Origin of the sequence: Cupriavidus basilensis (genome assembly GCF_000832305.1) — a bacterium.
GTDB lineage: Bacteria > Pseudomonadota > Gammaproteobacteria > Burkholderiales > Burkholderiaceae > Cupriavidus > Cupriavidus basilensis_F.
This window is the reverse complement of sequence record NZ_CP010537.1, coordinates 113812-133666: the sequence shown is the minus strand read 5'-3', so window position 1 is coordinate 133666 and position 19855 is coordinate 113812. Positions and strand designations below refer to the sequence as shown.

Sequence of the window (19855 nt, the reverse complement as noted above, 5' to 3'; positions counted from 1 at the left end):
GACCCGCTTTGCACAAGAATAGAAAACGCCATGGACACGCCGAATGCGGGTGCGATTGGACGCCGGATCGCATGCGCTAAGCCTGCGCATTCCGGATCGCAATGCGGGTTCAGGTAATACCCTATATGCCGGATTTCTCTGCCATGCGACCGGCGCCATTGGATCCCGTCATTGGATCCCCCCATCGGATCCCCCCATTGGATCCCGTGTTTGGCATGCGTGCTGACGGTGCATTCACCCGACAGCGCGATGACACAATATGACAACATCCCGAAAGGTTTCTGAAAGGCCATTGCCCCGCAGGCATGGAAGCCGCAATACCCGTCCCGCCACGAAAAATGTACGGACAATGTGATAGAAAAGCCTGTCGGAGCGCGCCCGGTTTTGCCGTAATTGCCCCCAAACCGGATAAACGCATGGGCCTGAAGCTAAGCAATATCCACTTTTCAGCGCAAGCTCGCATGCATCCACGCCTGGACTCGATCCTGGCTTTGATGCCTGGCATTCAAGTCCTGTCAATCATCCACAAACCGAAAATGGCGAGCCGCTAGTGCGATGCAAGCCCACGGCGGACCGGCTCCGGCACAGCGTTTGATACGCTGTATTCGCGCATGCAGAATCCAGTGCTCACTGTCTTTCCCTGTCTTTCCCTATCTTTTCAATCGGCGCCGGACCACATCCAACGCAAAGACCTTGCGAATTTCTCCTCTCCTCTCCTTACCGACCGGGCCCGGTGATACCGTGCAAATCGCGCCATTCCAAAGAAAGCCGGCGACGCCAATATTGGGGAAAACGCTATGCCACATAGTCCGGAGCCAACCCCTGAGACGCCGATAGCACCGCGCGAGTTCCGCCGCTTCGGCGCGCTGGCGGGCATTGCCTGCAAGCTCATGCTGGAGCCTGGCCAGTCTTGCGCGCAGGCGAAGCTGTCCAGCATGCCGGCCAAAGCCTGCTGCGGCTATTGCCGCCGCTCGATGCGATGTAGTGGCAGTCCGCTCCCCCGCACTGGAAGAAATCGTTTCTGACGAAAATCATCGCTTCGGCATCAGGGAACATAAAGGGAATGCCTCGGCGCGATCCTTTGCGCATTGGACGCGCGGCACACTTGATAAACTGTTTGCCATGCCCGTCAACGCCAGCACGCTTTTACCCGAGCAAGAGCAAGCCACCAAATGAACAAATGGACCTGAACGCCTTACGCCTTTTCGTGGACATCGTCGACGCCGGCAATCTCTCGGCTGCCGCGCGCAAGCTCAAGATGACCCGCGCCAACGTGAGCTACCACCTGAAGGCGCTGGAAGAAGCGCTGGGCGTGCAGCTGCTGCGCCGGACCACCCGGCACGTCGAGCCCACGCCCGTGGGCGCCGGCCTGTACGAGCACGGGCGCAACATCCTCGGTGAAGTGGCGGCGGCCAACGCGCTGATCAACAGCATGGGCAAGAGCCTGCATGGCCATGTGCGCTTGTCGGTGCCTACCGGGCTGGGGCACGCGATGCTTTCGCCGCTGCTGGTGAAGTTCAAGCACCGTTACCCCGACATCACCCTTGATGTGGTGTTCGACAACCGCATCCACAACCTGGTGTCTGAGGACGTGGAGGTGGCGCTGCGCATCATCTCCACGCCGCCAGACTCGGTGGTGGCAACCGAGATCGGCGTGGTCGAGTGGGTGGTGTGCGGGTCTCCCGGCTACCTGGCCACGCAGCCGCCCCTGCGCGACCTGGCCGATCTCAAGGACCACGCCATCGTCTGCGCCTCGCCCATCGGCCAGAAGCTCAAGGCCTTCGGCACGCGCGGCACCGGCAGCGACGCCGTGCGCGAGCAAGTGGCGTTGGAGCCCACGCTGAGCTCGGAGAATTTCGCCTTCCTCAAGGACGGCGTGCTGGGCGACCTGGGCCTGGGCATCTTCCCGCTCTATGCCATCGGCGCGGAACTCGACGCGGGCATCCTGCTGCCCGTGCTGGCGGATTACCACATCAGCGTGTTCGGCAGCCGCCTCTATATGCTGACCATGCCCAACCGCTACCAGACCATGGCCACGCGCTACCTGCTGAACTTCCTCAAGACCGAACTGCAGGCCCTGTGGCCACAACCGCGCCGCCTGCCGCCCATGGATGCGCACGACGAAGCATGACGCGCCACGCATGGCACCCCGGCACCAAAGGCACCGTCTATAGTAGGAAGCGCTAGGGTCCGTCGCGGCCCTGAGCGCAACGTACAGCGAAGGAGACGCATCATGGCCTTGGCTACCACCCTGGCAAATTGCCTCAACAGCAGGAACAGCCGTTTCGACACCATCCGCCATCCCTACACCCTCAGCAGCATGGCCACTGCGGAGGCAGCGCACGTTCCCGGAGATCGCCTGGCCAAGACCCTGTTGCTGGAGGATGACATCGGCTACGTAGCCGCGGTCATCCCGTCCAGCCATCACCTGAACCTGGCAGCCATCTGCGCGCAATCCGGCCGCACGCTGGTACTGGCCCACGAAGAGGAGATCCGCGAAGTCTTCAAGGATTGCGACCTGGGCGCCATCCCGCCGGTAGCCATGGCCTACGGCATGCATACCTACCTCGACGATGCGCTGCTGGCCCAGCCCGAAGTGTTCTTCGAAGCCGGCGATCACCAGCAACTCGTGCACATGAGCAGCGAACAGTTCGCCGACCTGATGGTCGGCGCCGAGCACGGGCGCTTCTCACGCCACATGATGTAATGGGTGATTCTTGGGTAAGTCTTGAATGATTCTTGAATGATTTTTGATAGGCTTCCGGTATCAGGCAAGAGCGGAAAAAGCACCCGGTTCGCCGGGTGCTTTTTTTTGCCTCGCGCCAGACACGCTACTGCAGGCTGATCCCCGACTGCTTGACCAGCTTCTCCGTGCGCGGGATTTCCGCGCCTACCATGGCGTTGAAATCGGCCACTGAACCACCGCGCGGCTCCGCGCCGGTTGCGGCGAGCTTCTCGCGAAAACCCTGGTCCTTGAGCAGCTTGTTGATCGAGACATTCAACTTGGCAACCACCTCGGCTGGCGTGCCTTTCGGCGCGACAATCCCATACCAGGGCGCGATATCGAAGCCCGGATAGCCCTGCTCGGCAATGGTGGGAATATCCGGCGCCATCGGCGAGCGCCTGGCATTGGATACACCCAGCGCGCGCAGCTTGCCCGCCTTCACATACGGCAACCCCGTCATGATGGTGTCGAAGTACATCGACACCTGTCCGGACAGCAAAGCGGGAATCGCCTCGCCCGCGCCTTTGTACGGCACATGGACGATATCGATGCCAGCCAGCGCCTTGAGCATCTCGCCTGCCATGTGCGACGTGGTGCCCGCGCCAAACGACGCATAGGTCAGCTTGCCCGGGTTGGCCTTGGCATAAGCGATCATTTCCGGCAGCGTCTTGAAGGGCAGGCCAGGGCTGGCCAGCAGGATGTTTGGCGTGATGGCCACCACCGCGACCTTCTCGAAGGCGTCTGGATCGTAGCTGAGCTTCTTGTAGAGGAAGCGGTTGGTCACCATGGAAGCGGGCCCCGACATCAGCAAGGTGTAGCCGTCTCCAGGCGCGCGCGCGGCTGCCTCGCTGCCGATCATGGCCGCGGCGCCTGGCCGGTTTTCGACGACGAAGGTCTGGCCGTACTCGCGGCCCAGGCCGATGCCGAGCTGGCGCGTGATGAGATCGGTAGCGGAGCCCGCCTGGAACGGCACGACGATGCGCACGGGTTGGGTGGGCCAGTCGTGTGTGGCTTGCGCCGATGCGGGGGACGTGGCAACCAGGCCGGTGGCCAGCATGGCCGACAGCGCGATGGCGCCAGTGCGGTGTTGGAGAAAACGGAAGGACATGGGATTCCTTGCTTCTGGAAGTGAAGACGTGAACCGTCGTGGTGGCAGCGACGGGCGATGCGCTTGAATTGCAAGTGCTGTGCCATCCGGTTTGGGCCGGAAAGCCGGTCTGCGCGGACGCGGCGGGGCCGCCCCCGCCGTTACCGTGGTGTTGGGTTGGCTAACGCACCGCGATGGTCAGCGGGGCTTCGCGCCGCGGTGCATCCTGCTTGGCCGGCGCACTGGTTTGGACCGATCCGTGACGGCTCCGGGGAACGTCGCCGCTCAGGCAACTCAGGCAGCTCAGGCAGCTCAGGCGCTCACGCCACCAGCCTGTGCCACCATCGCGCCCAGCAGCACGTTGGCACCGGCTTCCAGGTGCTCGGGCTTGGCGTCTTCCACTTCGTTGTGGCTGATGCCGTCCTTGCACGGGACAAAGATCATGGCGGTGGGGGCCACCGTGGCGATGTACACCGCGTCATGTCCAGCGCCGGTGACGATGTCCTGGTGCGTGTAGCCCAGCGCCGCCGCCTGCTGGCGCACGTGCCCCACCAGTTCCGGCGCGAACGGCGTGGGCGGGAAATACTGCACGTCTTCGATCTGCACGCCGAGCGGGTTGCCCGTGGTCTTGCCTTGCCCGAGCGCGTCGCAGGCCGCGCGCAGGCGGGCGTCCATCTCGGCCAGCTCGCCGGCGTCCTGGTGGCGCAGGTCCACCGTGAACTTCACCGTGCCGGGAATCACATTGCGCGAGGCCGGGTGGACATCGAGCACGCCCACCGTGCCGCGCCCGTGCGGCGCGAAATCGTGCGCGATGCGCACTACCTCTTGCAGGATGAATGACGCGCCATACAGCGCATCCCGGCGCAGCGGCATCGGCGTGGGGCCGGCGTGGGCTTCCATGCCGGCCACGGTCACGTCGTACCAGCGCAGGCCCAGCGAGCCGGTCACCACGCCGATCACGTTATCGGCGTCCTCCAGCACCGGGCCCTGCTCGATATGCGCCTCAAAATACGCGCCGATCTGGCGGCCGCCCACTTCGGCGCTGCCGGCGTAGCCGATGGCACGCAGTTCATCGTCCACGCGCTTGCCGTTGTTGTCTGTCGCGTCCAGCGCGGTCTGCAGCGGGAAGATGCCGGCGAACACGCCCGAGCCCATCATCACCGGCACGAAGCGCGTGCCTTCCTCGTTGGTCCAGATCGCCAGCTCCAGCGGCGCCTCGGTCCGCACGCCCTGCTCATTCAGGGTACGCATGACTTCCAGCCCGGCCAGCACACCAAAGCAGCCGTCGAACTTGCCGCCCGTGGGCTGCGTATCGATATGGCTGCCGGTCATCACCGGTGGCAGGCTGTCGTTGCGCCCGGCACGGCGGCCGAAGATATTGCCGACCTTGTCAACCGTGACGGCAAGGCCGGCATCGCGCATCCAGCCCGTGACCAGGTCGCGCCCCTGGCCGTCAAGCGCGGTAAGCGCCAGGCGCGCATTGCCGCCGCGCGGCGTGGCACCGATGCGCGCCAATGCCATCAAGGACTGCCAGAGGCGGTCGCCATCGATCTTCAGTGTCGTCATGTCGGCTCTCTTTGTGCAAGTGGAATCGGGTAGCGCGAGGGTTGCGGCATGTGGCTCAGGCCGTGGCGGGCACGAGGCCCGACAAGAAGGCATCGAGCGCCGGACCAATGGCCTCGACCTCGTAGCCGCCTTCCTGCACCACCACCGTGGGCACGCCCAGCGCATTGATGCGCTCGCCAATGCCGCGATAGGCATCCAGCCCCACGCGCAGCACGCTGATGGGATCGTGGATGTAGGTGTCGAAGCCCAGTGCCAGCACCAGTGCCTGCGGACGGTAGTCGCGCAGGGCATCGAGCGCGTTGTCGAGCGCGCCGAGAAAGCCGGCGTCCTCGGTGCCGTGCGGCAGGGGAAAGTTCAGGTTGTAGCCATAGCCCGCGCCGTAGCCACGCTCATTAGCGTAGCCGGTATAGAACGGGTAGTAGGCGCTCGGATCGGCGTGCAGGGAGATCGTCATGACGTCGGAGCGCTGGTAAAAGATTTGCTGCGTGCCATCGCCGTGGTGCGCGTCCACGTCGAGCACCGCCACCTTGCTGAAGCGCTTGAGCAAGGTCTCGGCGGCGATGGCTGAGTTGTTGACGTAGCAAAAGCCCACCGCGCGATCGCTGTGCGCATGGTGGCCGGACGGGCGCGACAGCGAATAGGCGATGCCTTGCCGGTCCTGTTGCTCGCACACGGACTCGGCGGCAGCCACGGCGCTGTGCGCGGAGCGCAGGATGGAGCGCCAGCTCTGCGGCCCGAGCGGCGCGCTCAGGTCGCCGAGGTAATAGCCGGCCTGGGCAATGATGGAATCCGTCGGGCACGGCACGCGGCGCGGCTGGTCCACGCGGCCGTTGTAGTAGGGCGAAAGATTGGGCAGCACTTCGATGCCCGGCTCGAACCCGGGCCGCGCCAGCGCCATCCAGCGCTCGTACGCATAGCCTAGAAAATCCAGGTACGCCGGGCTGTGCACGGCCTCCAGCGGCGCGCGGCCGAAGTCGGCCGGCTCAGCCAGCGTGATGCCGCGCCCGGCCAGCGCGCGTTGCAGCGCGTGGGCCCGGGCGGGCACGTCGGTGGGTTCGCACAGGCGGCCCGCACGCATGAACTGGCGAGGCTGGTGCAGCAGTTGGTCATCCGAGAAGAAGGCACGCATGTTTTTTTCAGGTGAGACTCACGGTTTCCCGGCTGCGGGAGGCGGCGCAACGGGCTTGATCTCGATTTCCACGAACACGCATTCGCCTTCGTGCGCGTTGATCACGTTGTGCTCGACGCCCGCGCCACGGTAATAGGCTTGGCCCGCGACGAGCTGGCTGACGACTTCGCCGGCCGGCGTCTCCAGCCGCAGCGCGCCGGTAGTCATCGGCACCACCACGTAGTCGTAGCCGTGGCGGTGATGCCCGGTCTGCGCGCCCGGCGCAAAGCGCCACTCGGTCACGACCACGCGATCATTGTCCACCTGCACGGTGGGTACGGCCTGGGGTCTGCTCATGGTGGTTTCTCCTGAAGACGCGTTACGTTGTGCCGAGGGCTTAGCGGTCCACGCCGCCCATGCAGAGGTACTTGACCTCCAGGTATTCCTCGATGCCGTACGAGGCGCCTTCGCGGCCCAGGCCGGATTGCTTGACGCCACCGAAAGGCGCCACCTCGTTGGAGATCAGGCCGGTGTTGATGCCCACCATGCCGTACTCCAGCGCCTCGGCCACGCGCCAGATGCGCCCGATGTCGCGGCTGAAGAAGTAGGAGGCCAGGCCGAACTCGGTATCGTTGGCCATGTTGACCACTTCCTCGTCGCTGGTGAAGCGGAACAGCGGTGCGAGCGGGCCGAAGGTTTCCTGTTTCGCCACCACCATGTCCGGCGTGACGTTGGCCAGCACGGTGGGCTCGAAGAAGGTGCCGCCCAGGTCGTGGCGCTTGCCGCCCGTGAGCAGGCGCGCGCCTTTGCCCAGGGCATCGGCAATGTGCTGCTCCACCTTGGCGACCGCATCTTCATTGATCAGCGGGCCTTGCTGCACGCCGGGCTCCAGGCCGTGGCCGACCTTGAGCGTCTTTACCGCGGCAACCAGCTTCTGGGCAAAGGCGTCGTACACCTTGTCATGCACGTAGAGGCGGTTAGCGCAGACGCAGGTCTGGCCGGCGTTGCGGTACTTGGAAGCCATGGCGCCTTCCACGGCGGCGTCCAGGTCCGCGTCGTCGAACACGATGAAGGGCGCATTGCCGCCGAGTTCCAGCGACAGCTTCTTGATGGTGGGCGCCGACTGGCGCATCAGGATGCGGCCGACTTCCGTGGAGCCGGTAAAGCTGAGCTTGCGCACCACCGGGCTGCCGGTCAGCTCTGCGCCGATCTCGATCGAGCTGGCGGCGTCGCCCGTCACCACGCTCAGCAGGCCGGCGGGCAGTCCAGCGCGCTCGGCCAGCAGCGCCAGCGCGAGCGCCGACAGCGGTGTGTCTTCTGCCGGCTTGAGCACCATGGCGCAACCCGCCGCCAGCGCCGGGCCGGCCTTGCGGGTGATCATGGCCAGCGGGAAGTTCCACGGCGTGATGGCCGCGCACACGCCAACCGGTTCCTTGACCACCAGCAGGCGCTTGTCGGACGCGGGCGTGGCCAGCACGTCGCCGTGGACGCGCTTGGCTTGCTCGGCGAACCATTCCAGGAACGATGCGGCGTAGACGGCTTCCCCGCGCGCCTCGGCCAGCGGCTTGCCTTGCTCGGTGGTCATCAGCACGGCCAGGTCGTCGGCATTGGCCAGCATCAGGTCGTACCAGGCACGCAGCACCTGGGCACGCTCGCGGGCGGTCTTGCGGCGCCATGCGGCCTGCGCCACGCGGGCCGCCTCGATGGCGCGGGTGGTTTCCGCCGCGCCCATCAGCGGCACGGTGCCGATCAGCGAACCGTCGGCGGGGTTGGTCACGGGGAAGGTGGCGCCGCTGTCGGCGCTCTGCCACTGGCCGCCGATAAAGGCTTGCGAGCGCAGCAGGGTGGGGTCTTTGAGTTGCATGATCGTTCTGACTCTCTCTGTCTGTTCGTGGATAGCTTCGTGGATGGCTTCGTGGATGGCTTCGTGGGTGGCTTCGTGGGTGGCTTCGTGGGTGGCTTCGTGGGTGGCTTCGCGGCTCAGCGCGTCAGCACATCGGCCAGGATATCCAGCCCTTCGTTCATCACCGCGTCGGAAATCGTCAGCGGGAACAGGAAGCGGATCACATTGCCGTACACGCCGCAGGACAGCAGCAGCAAGCCTTGCTCCAGCGCGCGGTTCTGCACCTCGCGCGTGAACTCCGCATCCGGCGCGCCGTCGGCGCGGCGGAATTCCACCGCCACCATCGCGCCCAGGCCACGGATCTCGGCGATCTGCGGCACGCGCGCCTTCAGGGCCTCCAGCCGCGCGACCAGGCGCTGGCCAAGTGCCGCGCCACGCGGGATCAACTGCTCGCCTTCCAGCACGTCCAGCACCGCCAGCGCCGAGGCCACCGCCAGCGGGTTGCCGGCGTAGGTGCCGCCCAGGCCGCCGGGCGCGGGGGCGTCCATCACCTCCGCGCGGCCACACACCGCCGACAGCGGCATGCCGCCGGCCAGGCTCTTGGCCATGGTGGTGAGGTCGGGCGCCACGTCGTAGTGCTCCATGGCAAAGAGCTTGCCGGTACGGCCGAAGCCGGTCTGCACTTCATCGGCCACCAGCAGGATGCCGTGCTCGTCGCAGATCGCGCGCAGCGCCTTGACGAAGGCCGGCGGCGCCACGTTGAAACCACCCTCGCCCTGCACCGGCTCGAAGATGATGGCGGCCACGCGCTTGGGATCCACGTCGGCCTTGAACAGGTGCTCCATTGCCTTGAGCGCGTCCTCCACCGACACGCCGTGCAGCGCGCACGGGTACGGCGCGTGGAAGACCTCGCCGGGGAACGGGCCAAAGCCCACCTTGTACGGAACTACCTTGCCGGTCAGCGCCATGCCCATCATGGTGCGCCCGTGGAAGCCGCCGGAGAAGGCGATCACGCCCGGGCGGCCGGTCGCGGCGCGGGCGATCTTGATGGCGTTCTCCACAGCCTCGGCGCCGGTGGTGAAGAACGCCGTCTTCTTGGCGCCGCGGCCGGGCGCGCGCTGGTTGATTCGCTCGGCCAGCTCGATATAGCTGGCGTACGGCACGATCTGGTAGGCGGTGTGCGTGAAGCGCTCAAGCTGGCGTTGCATGGCTTCGACCAGGCGCGGGTGCCGGTGGCCGGTGTTGAGCACGGCGATGCCGGCGGCGAAGTCGATATAGCGCTTGCCTTCCACATCCCAGATCTCCGAATTCTCGGCACGCTCGGCGAAGAAGTTGCACATCACGCCAACGCCACGGGGCGTGGCGGCATCCTTGCGGCGAACCAGTTCGGCATTCTTCATCTGTTGCTCCATCCTTGATATCGGTTGTGCTGTCGGGGTTGTGCTATCGGGGTCAGGCCGCGGCGCGGATCAGGGTCGGGTCCCACTCCTTGCCGGGAATCGCGGCAATCAGCCGCTGCGTGTAGGCATGCTGCGGCGCGTCGAAGATCTGGTCGGGCGGGCCGGACTCCACCACGCGGCCTTTGTGCATCACGATCACGTGGTGGCAGATCTGTGCGGCCACGCGCAGGTCGTGGGTGATAAAGATCAGGCCGATGTTCAGCCGCTTCTGCAGGTCGGCCAGCAGTTGCAATACCTGCGCCTGCACCGAGACATCCAGCGCGGAGACGGATTCATCGGCCACCAGCAACTTGGGATCCAGCGCGAGCGCGCGCGCAATGCCAATGCGCTGGCGCTGCCCCCCTGAGAACTGGTTGGGATAGCGGTCGAACGCGGAAGGCTCCAGGCCCACCAGCTGCAGCAGCTCACGCCCGCGCGCCTGGGCCTGCGCCAGCGCCGCGCCATTGGCGATTGGCCCATCGGTGATGATGCGGCCCACCGTATGGCGCGGGTTCAGCGAGGCGAACGGGTCCTGGAAGATCATCTGCACATCGCTGCGCAGCGGGCGGAACTGGCGCTCCGTCAGCCGGGCGATGTCCTGGCCGTCGAACAGCAGCTCGCCGCCGTCGATGTCGGTCAGCTTCAGCAGGCATTTGCCGATGGTGGACTTGCCCGAGCCGGATTCGCCAACGATGCCGAGCGTCTGCCCGCGCCGCACGCTGAAGCTCACGCCGTCCACGGCGTTGACCACGCGCTTCTTGCTGAACAGGCCGCCGCCCGAGGAATACGTCTTGCGCAGGTCGCGCACTTCCAGCACGGTCTCGGCCGCCTGCTGGTCGCGCGCCTTGGCGCGCCCGTGCGGCACGGCGCCGATCAGGCGGCGGGTATAGGGATGCTGCGGATGGTTGAGCACCTGCTGCACCGGGCCCACCTCCACCAGCACGCCCCGCTCCATCACCGCGACGCGGTCGGCGATTTCCGCCACCACGCCGAAATCGTGCGTGACGAACATCACGCCCATGCCCTTGTCCGCCTGGATGCGCCTGATCAGCGCCAGGATCTGGGCCTGCGTGGTCACGTCCAGGGCAGTGGTCGGCTCGTCGGCGATCAGCAGCGCCGGCTCCAGCGCGAGCGCCATGGCGATCACCACGCGCTGGCGCTGCCCGCCGGACAGGCGGAACGGATAGCTATGGATCAGCGTGGCCGGATCGGGCAGGCCGACGAACTCCAGCAGTTCCAGCACGCGCTTTGTCCGCGCCTCGCCGGGGTAGGCGTCGTGCACGCGCATGACCTCGGCGATCTGGTCGCCCACCGTCATCACGGGGTTCAGCGCCGACAGCGGCTCCTGGAACACCATGGCCATGGCCTTGCCGCGCATGGACAGCAAGGTCTGCTCATCCTGCGTGAGCAAGTCCTTGCCCTGGAACAGGATCTGGCCGCCCTGCGGCTTCAGGTACGGCGGCAGCAGGCCCATGATGGCGTTGGCGCTCATCGACTTGCCCGAGCCGGATTCTCCGACGATGCAGAGAATCTCGCCGGCGTGCAGGTCGTAGCTGACCTCCTTCACAGCGTGCGCACGGTCACCGCCCGCGGGCAGCGCAATGGTGAGCTCGCGCACGGATAGCAGCGGTAGCTTGTCTTGTGCTTGCATGGTGGCGTCTTCCTTGTCGTTACTCGCCACGGCGGCGCAGTTGCGGGTTCATGGCGTCGTTCAGGCCTTCGCCGATCAGATTGATGGACAGCACCGTCAGCAGGATGGCCACGCCGGGCCACACGCTCATCCACCACGCTTCGCGGATCATGGTGCGGGCCGCGCCGATCATGAAGCCCCAGCTCATCATGTTGCGGTCGCCCAGGCCCAGGAAGGACAACGCGGATTCCGTCAGGATTGCCGTGGCCACCATGAAGGAGGCCGACACGATGATGGGCGACATGGCGTTGGGCAGGATCTGCGTGAGGATGATGCGCAGCGGCTTTTGCCCGATCACCACCGCAGCCTGCACGAACTCGCGCTGCTTGAGCGTGAGGAACTCGCCGCGCACCAGACGCGCCACCGGCGGCCAGGACACCATCGAGATGGCGGCCACGATCGAGTAGATGGTGGGATTGAAGATTGCCACGATCACCACCGCCATCGCCAGTTGCGGGATGGTCTGGAAGAACTCGGTAAAGCGCATCAGCGCGTCGTCGATGCGCCCGCCGCAATAGCCGGCCACCGAGCCGATCAGGATGCCGAACACCAGCGCCACGCCGGTGGATATCACGCCCACCAGCAGCGAGACGCGCGCGCCGTACAGCATGCCAGCGGTGATGTCGCGCCCGAGCATGTCGGTGCCAAAGGGAAACGCCGCGTCGGCAAACGGACGCACCAGCGGATCGCCCACCATCAGCCAGGGTGACTCCTCGTACAGCACCGGCGCGAGCAGCGCCACGGCGACCACCAGCAGCAGCACGACCAGGCCGATCACGGCGCCGTAATTGCGGCAATAACGTTGTGCGAAGGCTTTCATGCCGTGGCTCCCTTGCCGCCCACCGAGATGCGGGGGTCGATGAAGCGGTAGACGATATCGGTCACCAGGTTGAAGAACACAACCAGCGCCGAGGTGACGAAGAAGATGCCGAGCAGCAACTGGTAATCACGTTGCAGCAGGGCATCGAACATCAGCCGGCCAATGCCGGGCCACGAGAACACGGTTTCGGTCAGCACCGCGCCGCCGGCCATCTGGCCGAGCTGGATGCCGGCAAAGGTAATGACCGGCAGCAGCGCGTTGCGCAGCACGTGCACGCGGATCACGCGGCCAGCGGGCACGCCCTTGGCGCGCGCGGTCTTGACGAAGTCCATGCCCATGACTTCCAGCATCGAGGCGCGCGTGAGGCGCACGTACACCGCCATGAAGAAGCAGCCGAGCGAGATGGTCGGCAGGATCATGTGCAGCGCCACATCCTGGATGCGCGCCAGGCCGGTATAGCCTGCGCCGATGGTTTCCATGCCAAACGCCGGCAGCCAGCCCAGCACCACCGAGAACAGGATGATGGCCATCAGCGAGAGCCAGAACAGCGGCGTGGCGTACAACAGCAACGCCGCGGACATCACCGCGCTGTCGATCCAGCGCCGCTTGTTCTCATAGCGCGTGCGCGCCGAGATCACGCCGAGAAACACGCCAAGCACGATGGAAAAGACAAAGGCGCCGCTCATCAGCACGATGGTGGCGGGCAGCCGGTCCAGGATCAGGTCGAGCACCGGCAGGTGATTGCGATACGAGTAGCCAAGATCGAGCCTGGCCACGCCCTTGAGATAGATGCCAAGCTGCGTGAGCACCGGCTGGTCCAGCCCGAACTGCTGACGCAACTGGCCAACGAAGGCAGCATCGCCCGCGCCGGCCTCACCCGCCAGCACGGTGGCGGGGTCGCCAGGCGCCATGCGGATCAGGAAGAAATTGATGATGACCACGCCGAGGACGACCACGAGGGCCTTCCACAGCCGGGATAGCAGGAAAGAGAGGAAATTCACGGCATGCTCCACGCGCGCGCCGGGCGGATGGCCCGGCGCGTGAACTGACTGGCGACTTGTTACCTGGGTAGCAGCGTACTCAGTTCTTCTCGATGGAAACGTTGTCGAACGACTCGTTCAGGCCGATGGCGGTGGTCACGAGGTTCTTCACGTTCTTGCGGTACAGCGTGGGGAACTCCAGCTCGAACAGGTTGCCCGCGGCCACTTCCGTCATCAGGATTTTCTGCACCTGGCTGTAGAGCTTCTGACGCTCGGCCGGGTCCATGGTGACGCTGGCCTTGGCCCAGAGTTCATCGGCCTGCGGATTGCTGTAGCCCTGCACATTGGCGAACGGCGTGCCCTTGACGATGTTCTTGGTCACGTAGAGCCGCTCCACGCCCAGCGCCGGATCGCCGTACTGGTAGGTGTAGGTGGCGGTCAGGTCGAAGTCCCAGTTGCTGACGCGGGCGGACCACGTGCCGGCATCGGCGGACTCGATGCTGACCTTGAAGCCAAGCTGTTCCAGCATCTGCTTCATGTACTCGTCAAGCCGGTCCCAGTTGGCGCCATAGGATGACGACAGGATCTTGACCGGGTACTGGCCCACGTTGACGCCGGATTCCTTGATCAGCTCGCGCGCCTTCTTCAGGTTGAAGTCATAGACGGGTGTGGTCTTGTCGAAGAACAGCGTGGCGGAGGCGAACGGGCTGACCGCCGGCTTGCCCATGCCGAAGAAGATGTTGTCCACGATCATCTTGCGATTGAGCGCGTGCATGACCGCCTCGCGTACCTTGACGTTGTTGAACGGCGGCTTGCGCATGTTCATCAGCAGGTTCGACATCGGCGAGAACAGCTCCCAGCCCTTGGTGGTGTATTCCACATTGGGCAACGCGCGCAGGCGCTTCACGTCCACGTTGTCCACGTCGCCGCCGCGCAGCACCTGCACGTCGCCCTTCTCGAAGGCCACCGCGCGCGAGGCCGAGTCCGGGATCACGTAGAACACCAGTTCATCCAGGTAGGGCTTGCCCTTCTTCCAGTAGTTGGGGTTCTTGGCCAGCTTGATATAGGCGCCCTTCTTCCATTCCTTGAACATGAAGGGGCCGGTGCCGACAGGCTTCTGGTTGGCCGGGTTGTTGCGGTAGTCCGTGCCGTCGTAGATGTGCTTGGGCATCATGGGCATGGTGCCGGTCTCGAACATCGAGATAAACGGCGGGAACGCTTCCTTGAGCTTGATCTCGACCGTGCTGTCGTTCACGGCGCGGATCGATTCCATGTACTTGTTCAGCACGGCGCGCGTACGCACGTGCACTTCGCGCAGCATCTTGTCGATCGAGAACACCACGTCAGCCGAAGTGAAGGGCTTGCCGTCATGCCACTTCACGCCACTCTGCAGCTCGAAGGTATAGGTCAGGCCGTCCGGCGACACCTTCCACGACTTGGCCAGCTCCGGGCGCGGCTTGAGGTCCGGGCCGTAGGTCAGAAGGCCCTGGTAGATCTTGCCGGCGACATATTGCGTGGGCGCCTGCGAGTTCATCGCGCTGATCAGGATCGGCGGCTCGGGTTGCACGATGCCGGACAAGGTGCCGCCAACGGTCTGCGCAACCGCGCTGCCCGCGGGCAGCAGTGCCGGTGCCAGGGTCAGGCCGGCGGTTGCCAGCGCCATCGACACCAGGCTTTTGCCAAAGCTCTTTTTCAGGTGTTGGGTGAGGTGTTTCATCGGTCAGTTTCCTGTGGTGGTGATCGTGATCTGCGGATACGCGAAGACGGGTTGCTGCGTGGACTTCAAGCGCTGACCGGCTCTACGCCGCACCAGTCGTGCATGAACTGCGCGAGCGTGGTGGCAACGCGCACCATGCTCTGGATGGAAACCGACTCGTCGATCCCATGGATGTTGCGGGCCTGCGGGCCGTAGCAGGTCACCGGCGTTTCCAGCATCAGGCGGAAATGCCGTGCGTCGGTGGTGGCGGTGGTGGCTTCGCGCCGCACTTCTTCGCCATTGACCTTGCGGTGGGCTTCGCCAAGCGCCTGCATGCTGGGCACATCGAGATCGAACTCGCAGCCCGGCGCGTGAAAGCCTTCGTAGCGGATATCGAGCGTGAGGTTGCTGGCCAGGCGCTCCAGCGTGCCGCGCACGCAGGCTTGCACGCGCGCCTTGGCATCGGTCACGCTCATGGTCGGGAAGAAGCCGATGCGAATGCCGAGCGTGCAGGTGCAGGGCACCGACGAGTTCCATTCGCCGCCCTGGATCTGGCCGAGGTTGAAGTTGATCGGGTGCGCGTGGTCGCGGTACACGGCGGGGCGGTTTTCCGGCAGGTTCCACTCGGCCTCGAGCTTGCGCAGGTCGGCCATCACCTCGATGCCGGCCTCCACCGGGTTCACGCCGGTGGTCATGTAGGCGGCATGCGCCGGGCGGCCGGTGAGTTCGACGAACATCCAGAACACGCCCATCTGCGCGCTCATCAGGTTCTCGCCCAGCGGCTCGGGAATCACAACGGTGTCGAACGAGGCCAGCTTGCCCGCGCCCACCGCGCTGGCGAGCGCGGCCACGGTAGCCAGCGCGCCGTTGCCGGTGTTCTCTTCTTCAAGCACGGCGTTGAAGCCGACCGCGCCGGCGGGCTGCACGCCGAGATCTTTCAGCGCCTTATAGGCAGCGAGCGTGCAGATGATGCCGGCCTTCATGTCGCCCGCGCCGCGGCCGAACAGCCAGCCGTCCTCGACAAACGGCGCATACGGCGACTGGCGCCACATCGACTCCGGGCCGGTGGGCACCACGTCCAGGTGGCCGTTGAACAGCACGGATCGGCCGCCCTTGGTCGCCGGGCGATGCGTGGCCAGCAGGTTGTAGCGTCCGCCGTCCGGACAGCATGGCGGCGAGAACAGCGGCAGGTCCTTCAACGTCTCGCTGCGCAGGTAGATGCGCTCCGGCTCCAGGCCCAACTCGCGCAGCGCGCCTTCCATGAACGCCACGGCCGGCTGTTCCTGCCCGGAGGGGCTGGGTGCGGCCACGAATTCCGACAACGTACGCACCATGTACGGCTCGAGCGCGCGCACGGCGGCGGCGATGGCATCGGTGGAAAGCGCGGGGGTGGCGGGCGTAGAAGGCGTAGAAGGCGTAGCGGTGGGACGTTGCATAAGTGGCTCCACTGGCTGTCCGGAGCGCGCGCTTGGAACGTGCCCGGAGAGGATCGAATCGGCCTGAGCGGCAAAGCGTCGTTGAGAAAAACGACGATCGAAACAAGATGTGTCGAAACTTAGCCGATCATTGGTACCATACATAGATCCATATTTTTCTTTTCGCGCGGGGCCACTTTGAAAGAGACGATTTTGTCGGAGCTGCTGCTGCAGCGTCTGGAGCGGCCCGCGGATGGTGCTGCGGATAAAAACGGCGCGCATATGAACCGCCAGCTCTACGAGATCATCCGGCAGGAAATCCTTGCTGGGTCTTTGGTTGCGGGTAGCAAGCTGCCTGCGTCGCGCCTGCTTGCGAAGGAGATAGGGGTTTCCCGCAATACCGTGCTTTATGCATTTGAGCAGTTGCTGGCGGAGGGCTATGTCACCGCAGCCAGCGGAAGTGGCACCTTCGTGTCGCAGAGTTTTCCCGACCATAGTGCATTGCACACCGTTAGGGTGCGAAGTGGCACCATGCCAGTGCTCGCAGCGCAGCAAAATCAGAACCGCTTCGCGCTTTCGCGGCGTGGGCAGCATCTGGTGTCGCATTCTGGTGCGTCGGATCGCCAATGGGGTGCGTTCGTCTCCGGCGTACCCGACGTTTCGTTGTTTCCGCACGCGGTCTGGGCACGGTTGCTGAACAAGCACTGGCGCGCCCCCAAGCCCGAGCTTCTGACGTATGCGCACAACGGTGGCTACCTGCCGCTGCGCCGCGTGATGGCCGAGCACCTGCGGCTGGTGCGCTCGGTGCGCTGCGAGCCGGAGCAGATCATCCTGACCACCGGCATCCACCAGGCCATCGACCTCATCGCGCGGCTGCTGGGCGATGTCGGCGACAAGGCCTGGATGGAAGACCCCGGCTACTGGGGCACCCGTAGCCTGCTCAACAGCGCCGGCATCGAAACCATCCCCGTGCCGGTGGATAGCGAGGGCCTCGCCCCGGATGCGGCCACGCTGCAGAACCCGCCGCGTTTTATCTTTGCCACGCCGTCACACCAGTATCCGCTGGGCATGGTGATGAGCTTGTCGCGCCGGCGCATGCTGCTGGAATACGCGCGCCAGCGCGGCGCGTGGATCGTGGAGGACGACTACGACAGCGAATTCCGCTTCGAGGGCCGCCCGCTTGCCTCGCTGCAGGGGCTGGATGAACATGACCGCGTGATCTACATGGGCACGTTTTCCAAGACGCTGTTCCCCGGCCTGCGCATGGGCTTCATGGTGCTGCCCAAGCCGCTGGCGCCGCATTTCGCCACCGGGCTGTCGGAGCTGTTCCGCGAGGGGCAGCTGGTGCAGCAAGCGGTGCTGGCCGACTTTATCGAGCAGGGGCATTACGCCACGCATATCCGCCGCATGCGCCAGCGCTACGCGCAGCGCCAGGGGCTGCTGCGCGAGGCCATCGCCACGCGCCTGGGCGCGGACTGGCCCACCTCCACGCATGAAGCCGGGCTGCACATGGTGATCCACCTGCCGCCGGGCGCCGACGACCTCGGCATCAGCATGGCGGCGCGTACCCAGGGCCTGTCGACGCGGCCGCTGTCGCGCTATTTCGCGGACCCCGCGCGGGCGACCAACCAGGGCTTGCTGCTGGGGTATGCCTGCGTGCCGGACGACGAGATCGCGCCGGCCTTCCACAAGCTGGCGGAGGTGATCGAACCCGCGCTGGAGCATCTGGCGCGCACGCAGGCGCCGCGCCGCGCGCCGGCAGCGGGGATCAACCGGGAGGCCTGGAGCGGGGCCTGAGTGTGCCGATGCCCGGCCAAACCGATGCTGACTTCCAGGCCACGGACAACGCCGCGGACAACGCCGCGGAAGCGGCAAGCTCACCGGCACCCCCCATTGCGGCGATGGTGCCATCGTCGCCAGCCCGATTGGCCCTTAACGCTATCCCCATCCTCCCATAGCATTAGCACCCTTCTCCTTCACACACACCGCACATGGCAAGTCCCGCTCCCCAACCCGCCCCGTCCTCCGCCCTGCTCAGGGAACTCGCCACGCTGCTGGACGCGCCCGGGCTGCAAACCGGCGACGCCATCGAGACCCGCTTTCGCAAGGACTGGTATGCGCCGCTGGGCGCGGTGCCGCCGCTGGCGGTAGTGCGTGCGCGCAATACGCAAGACGTGGCCGCCGTGCTGGCGCTATGCCATCGGCTGCGCCAGCCCGTGGTGCCGCAAGGCGGGCTGACCGGCCTGGCCGGCGCCGCCACGCCCGAAGGCGGCGAGCTGGTGCTTTCGCTGGAGCGCATGCGCGGCGTGGAAGAGATCGATGCGCAGGCCGGCACCATGACCGTGATGGCCGGCACCACGCTGCAGGCGGCGCAGGAGGCGGCTCGCGCGGCTGGCTGGCTGCTCGCGGTGGACCTGGGCGCGCGCGGCAGCTGCCAGATCGGCGGCAATATCGCCACCAACGCGGGCGGCAACCGCGTGATCCGCTACGGCATGATGCGCGACCAGGTGCTGGGGCTGGAAGCCGTGCTGGCCGATGGCACGGTGGTGTCGTCACTCAACAAGATGCAAAAGAACAACGCCGGCTACGACGTGCGCCAGCTGTTTATCGGCAGCGAGGGCACCCTGGGCGTGATCACCCGCGCCGTGCTGCGTCTGGCGCCGCTGCCCAGCGCCACGCAAACGGCGCTGTGCGCGCTCGCAACCTACGATGACGTGGTGCGCCTGCTGCGCCATGCGCAGCGCAAGCTCTCGGGGCGGCTGTCAGCCTTTGAAGTCATGTGGGCGGATTTCTACGGGCTGGTGACCACGCGCGTGCCCGGCGTGCGCGCGCCGCTGCCCGCCGGCCATCCCTTCTACGTGCTGCTCGACCTGCAGGGCAACGACGCCTCGCAGGACGCGCCGGTCTTTGAAAGCATGCTCGAATCCGCGATGGAAGCCGGCCTGATCCAGGACGCGGCGGTCGCATCCAGCCACAAGGAAGCGCAGAGCTTCTGGCAACTGCGCGATGCGGTGGCCGAATTCCCGGTGATGTGGTCGCCCAATGCGGCCTATGACGTCAGCCTGCCGATCGGCCGCATCGGCGAATTCGCCGAGACGCTGCGCACCCGCCTCTTGGCAGTGTGGCCGCATGCCGAGCCGGTCAATTTCGGCCACGTGGGCGACAGCAACCTGCACGTCAGCGTGTACCTGCCCGGCGCCACCGACCTCGACTTCCCCGAGCACGAGATTTCCGACGTGATGTACGGCGTGGTGCGGGAGTTCAAGGGCAGCGTCTCCGCCGAGCACGGCATCGGCTTTCACAAGAAGCCCTACCTGCACTGCTCGCGCACGCCGCAGGAGCTGGGATTGATGCGGCTGATCAAGCGCGCGCTGGACCCGCACAACATCCTCAGCCCGGGACGGGTGTTTGATCTGGATTGAGCGCCTTTCGGTCACACGACTGCCGCAGGTCAAGCCGCGGGCGCCCGCGCAGGCCACCCGCGCT

General features: G+C 65.7%; 16 protein-coding genes. 5 read left to right on the top strand and 11 right to left on the bottom strand.

From position 1 onward, the window contains the following. The first annotated feature begins 984 nt into the window (after positions 1-984). The 3 genes from RR42_RS39805 (at position 985) to RR42_RS21400 (ending at position 2707) form a co-directional block, all read left to right on the top strand. Positions 985-1176: a hypothetical protein gene (locus RR42_RS39805; protein WP_144409914.1), complete on the top strand. Its 192-nt coding sequence runs from the start codon at positions 985-987 to the stop codon at positions 1174-1176. A 4-nt stretch (positions 1177-1180) separates the two neighbouring features. Then, positions 1181-2131, top strand: a complete 951-nt coding sequence (locus tag RR42_RS21405; protein ID WP_043352819.1) for a LysR family transcriptional regulator — start codon at positions 1181-1183, stop codon at positions 2129-2131. A gap of 102 nt (positions 2132-2233) precedes the next feature. Beyond that, positions 2234-2707 (top strand): aminoacyl-tRNA deacylase, encoded by a 474-nt coding sequence (locus RR42_RS21400; RefSeq protein WP_043352817.1) that lies wholly within the window; start codon positions 2234-2236, stop codon positions 2705-2707. A 124-nt stretch (positions 2708-2831) separates the two neighbouring features. Here the strand turns inward: RR42_RS21400 and RR42_RS21395 are convergent, their stop codons facing one another. The 11 genes from RR42_RS21395 to RR42_RS21345 all read right to left on the bottom strand — a co-directional run bounded on the left by RR42_RS21395 (position 2832) and on the right by RR42_RS21345 (position 16390). Then, positions 2832-3833 carry a Bug family tripartite tricarboxylate transporter substrate binding protein gene (locus RR42_RS21395; RefSeq protein WP_043352816.1) on the bottom strand — a complete coding sequence of 334 codons (1002 nt, stop codon included), beginning with the start codon at positions 3831-3833 and terminating at the stop codon, positions 2832-2834. A gap of 291 nt (positions 3834-4124) precedes the next feature. Next, positions 4125-5378 (bottom strand): Zn-dependent hydrolase, encoded by a 1254-nt coding sequence (locus RR42_RS21390; RefSeq protein ID WP_043352814.1) that lies wholly within the window; start codon positions 5376-5378, stop codon positions 4125-4127. Positions 5379-5433: 55 nt separating this feature from the next. Next, the gene (locus RR42_RS21385) at positions 5434-6507 is read right to left on the bottom strand and encodes a histone deacetylase family protein (protein WP_043352812.1); all 1074 of its coding nucleotides are present in this window, start codon (positions 6505-6507) and stop codon (positions 5434-5436) included. An 18-nt stretch (positions 6508-6525) separates the two neighbouring features. Beyond that, positions 6526-6843 carry a cupin domain-containing protein gene (locus tag RR42_RS21380; protein WP_043352811.1) on the bottom strand — a complete coding sequence of 106 codons (318 nt, stop codon included), beginning with the start codon at positions 6841-6843 and terminating at the stop codon, positions 6526-6528. A gap of 40 nt (positions 6844-6883) precedes the next feature. Continuing rightward, positions 6884-8350 carry an NAD-dependent succinate-semialdehyde dehydrogenase gene (locus RR42_RS21375; RefSeq protein ID WP_043352809.1) on the bottom strand — a complete coding sequence of 489 codons (1467 nt, stop codon included), beginning with the start codon at positions 8348-8350 and terminating at the stop codon, positions 6884-6886. Positions 8351-8466: 116 nt separating this feature from the next. Then, on the bottom strand, positions 8467-9729 hold the full coding sequence (locus tag RR42_RS21370; RefSeq protein WP_043352807.1) for a 4-aminobutyrate--2-oxoglutarate transaminase: 1263 nt from the start codon (positions 9727-9729) through the stop codon (positions 8467-8469). 52 nt (positions 9730-9781) lie between these two features. Further along, positions 9782-11419, bottom strand: coding sequence for an ABC transporter ATP-binding protein (locus RR42_RS21365; protein WP_043357542.1), 1638 nt, complete (start codon positions 11417-11419; stop codon positions 9782-9784). 19 nt (positions 11420-11438) lie between these two features. Continuing rightward, positions 11439-12278, bottom strand: a complete 840-nt coding sequence (locus RR42_RS21360) for an ABC transporter permease (protein ID WP_043352806.1) — start codon at positions 12276-12278, stop codon at positions 11439-11441. Continuing rightward, positions 12275-13279: an ABC transporter permease gene (locus tag RR42_RS21355; protein WP_006159720.1), complete on the bottom strand. Its 1005-nt coding sequence runs from the start codon at positions 13277-13279 to the stop codon at positions 12275-12277. Before RR42_RS21355 ends, RR42_RS21360 begins: the two co-directional genes overlap by 4 nt. A 79-nt stretch (positions 13280-13358) precedes the next feature. Continuing rightward, positions 13359-14975 carry an ABC transporter substrate-binding protein gene (locus tag RR42_RS21350; protein WP_052494842.1) on the bottom strand — a complete coding sequence of 539 codons (1617 nt, stop codon included), beginning with the start codon at positions 14973-14975 and terminating at the stop codon, positions 13359-13361. A gap of 65 nt (positions 14976-15040) precedes the next feature. Continuing rightward, the gene (locus RR42_RS21345; protein ID WP_043352805.1) at positions 15041-16390 is read right to left on the bottom strand and encodes an ArgE/DapE family deacylase; all 1350 of its coding nucleotides are present in this window, start codon (positions 16388-16390) and stop codon (positions 15041-15043) included. A 177-nt stretch (positions 16391-16567) separates the two neighbouring features. Here RR42_RS21345 and RR42_RS21340 point away from each other — a divergent pair, with 177 nt between their 5' ends. Both RR42_RS21340 and RR42_RS21335 read left to right on the top strand, forming a co-directional pair. Continuing rightward, positions 16568-18166, top strand: coding sequence for a PLP-dependent aminotransferase family protein (locus RR42_RS21340; protein ID WP_173430724.1), 1599 nt, complete (start codon positions 16568-16570; stop codon positions 18164-18166). Positions 18167-18360: 194 nt separating this feature from the next. After that, positions 18361-19791 carry an FAD-binding oxidoreductase gene (locus RR42_RS21335; RefSeq protein ID WP_043352801.1) on the top strand — a complete coding sequence of 477 codons (1431 nt, stop codon included), beginning with the start codon at positions 18361-18363 and terminating at the stop codon, positions 19789-19791. Positions 19792-19855 lie beyond the last annotated feature (64 nt).